The 2,141-nt window shown below is 67.5% G+C and carries 3 protein-coding genes; 2 read left to right on the top strand and 1 reads right to left on the bottom strand.

All coding sequences use genetic code 11. The features are described 5' to 3' along the window. Positions 1 to 219 (top strand): methionine adenosyltransferase domain-containing protein (locus AB4Y99_RS27170; RefSeq protein ID WP_441525375.1); only part of this gene is annotated, 219 nt, incomplete at its 5' end. A 210-nt stretch (positions 220 to 429) separates the two neighbouring features. Then, entirely contained in the window at positions 430 to 1,125 is a 696-nt protein-coding gene (gene trmB, locus AB4Y99_RS27165; RefSeq protein ID WP_441525529.1) for a tRNA (guanine(46)-N(7))-methyltransferase TrmB, read from the top strand. Here trmB and AB4Y99_RS27160 read toward each other — a convergent pair. Further along, positions 1,100 to 2,141 (bottom strand): DUF2336 domain-containing protein (locus tag AB4Y99_RS27160; RefSeq protein WP_441525528.1); only part of this gene is annotated, 1,042 nt, incomplete at its 5' end. The two genes, trmB and AB4Y99_RS27160, sit on opposite strands and share 26 nt — an antisense overlap.

Below are 2,141 nucleotides of genomic sequence, written 5' to 3'. Positions count from 1 at the left end.
CACGGTACTGGCAAGGTCGACGAAGCCAAGCTCGAGGACGTGCTCGGCAAGCTGGTCGACCTGTCGCCGAACGGCATCCGCAACCATCTCGGCCTCAACAAGCCGATCTATGCCAAGACCTCGGCCTATGGCCATTTCGGCCGCAAGGCCGGCCGCGACGGCAGCTTCTCCTGGGAGAAGACCGATCTCGTCGATGCGCTGAAGAAGGCCGTCGCCTGAGATTGACCCCCGGGTCAGGAATGGAAAGGCCGGGGTTCACCCGGCCTTTTTTCTTTGACTTGACGGATAAGGTCGCTGAAACACCCCCGTCATCCTGGGCCCGACCCGGGCTCCATCGTAAGGCTCCGCAGCTCTGTGATGGATTCCGGATCTCCGCTTCGCTGCGTCCGGAATGACGGCTCCATCGGACAAAGCGATACGAAGACGATCATGACCTACGACTCCGATCATGACGAACGCGCCTTCTACGGCCGCCGCAAGGGCAAGGCCTTGCGCGACGGCCAGAGCTTGCTGATCGAAGAGACGTTGCCGCGTCTGCGCCTGCCGGAGGGTGAGATCGCCGACCTCAAGGCGCTGTTCCCGCAGCCCGTCGAGGCGGTGCGGCTCGAGATCGGCTTTGGCGGGGGCGAGCATCTGCTGATGCGGATGCGCGAGAGCCCGCAGATCGGCTTCATCGGCGTCGAGCCCTTCATCAACGGCATGGCCAAGTTCCTGGCGGTCGCCGAGCGCGAGGGCCTGACCAATATCCGCGTCTGGGACGACGATGCCGCGTTGCTGCTGCCGCGCTTCCCGGCCGGTAGCCTCGACGCCATAGACCTGCTCTATCCCGATCCCTGGCCGAAGCGCCGCCAGCGCAAGCGCCGCTTCGTCTCGGAGCACACGCTTGGCTTGCTCGCTCGCGCACTTAAGGCCGGCGGTCGTTTCCGCTTCGCCAGCGATATCGACGACTATGTCGGCTGGACGCTGACGCGCCTGCTCGCCTCGCCGGATTTCGACTGGACGGACGAGCGCGCCGAGGATTGGCGCCGGCCTTATCCCGGCTGGATCCGCACGCGCTACGAGGCGAAGGCGGTCAGGGAAGGCCGCGTGTCCAGCTATCTCACGGCCTTGCGTCGCGCATCCTGAGGAAGCCGAGCACGCGCTGGGCCGTGCTCTGGGCGAGGTTGCGGAAGTTGTCGCGGGCCCGCTCGATGGCTGCTTCCGACTTGCCGAGGTCCTTGCGCAGCGAGATCAGCGCCGCCGTCGTCTCCCAGGACCAGCCGAGCCCGCGTGCGACGAGCAGCACAGCCTCGCGGTCGGAGCCGAGGATGATCTGCTCGGCCGCGGGCAGGCTGAGCTGTGCCAGGACGGCGAGCGCGCAGGTCGCATGCTCGGTCGCCCCGCTCTGGGCCAGGGCGCGCACCTTGGTCTCGTCGAGCTGGCCGGCCTCGTTCAGCTCCTTGATCTCCGTCAGGGCGGCGCTGATCGGGCCGAGCTCGCTAGGCATCTGACCGTCGGCGGCGAGCGCTTCGGCGCCCCGCTCCACGGCGTCGTCGATCTCGTCGACCAGCGCCAGGGCGAGGCTCTCGTTGAGGCGCTTGCGGGCGGAGTTCTTGGCCGCCCGGATCAGTTGCTCGGACAATTCGGCGGGGATGTCGCGGCGCATGCCCAGCGTCGCCTGCAAGGCGTCGTCCTGCACCGCCCGCATCACCAGCACGCCCATGCCGTGCCGCGAGAAGCGCGCTGTCTGGTTGGAGGCGACGGCATGCGTCACCACGCGGCCGCCGCGCAGGATCAGGAAATCGGTGACGGGCTCGCCGAGATTGGGCCGTTCGGTGATGGCGAGCATATGGTCCCGGCCCTTCGCCGCCGAGATCGCGACCAGATCCTGGTCGCTGAGCCGCGGCGATTGAATGAGGACCGGGCGCGCGACGGCGATTTCGTCGAGGGCGAGCTGGTGGATGACGCCGTTCGGCGCGTTCGGGATCGATGCCAGCCGCTCCGCCAGCTCGATGCGGGCATGGAGCTCGATGACGCGCGACAACCGCCCGATCACCACGTCGAAGACGCCGACCTGCTCTTCGTCCATATGGATGGCGGTGGCGAGGAACAGATCCGTCAACCGGGCGAGGATCTCGGCACGCTCGTGGCCGGAGCCACGC

It is taken from the genome of Allobosea sp. TAB14 (genome assembly GCF_052113865.1).
GTDB lineage: Bacteria > Pseudomonadota > Alphaproteobacteria > Rhizobiales > Beijerinckiaceae > Allobosea > Allobosea spartocytisi.
Note: the sequence above shows the minus strand (reverse complement) of the source record. Positions and strands in the feature narration are given on the sequence as shown.

Coding starts and splice junctions, on each gene's coding strand:
- trmB (WP_441525529.1), top strand. CDS start 430: ATGACCTACGACTCCGATCATGACGAACGCGCCTTCTACGGCCGCCGC.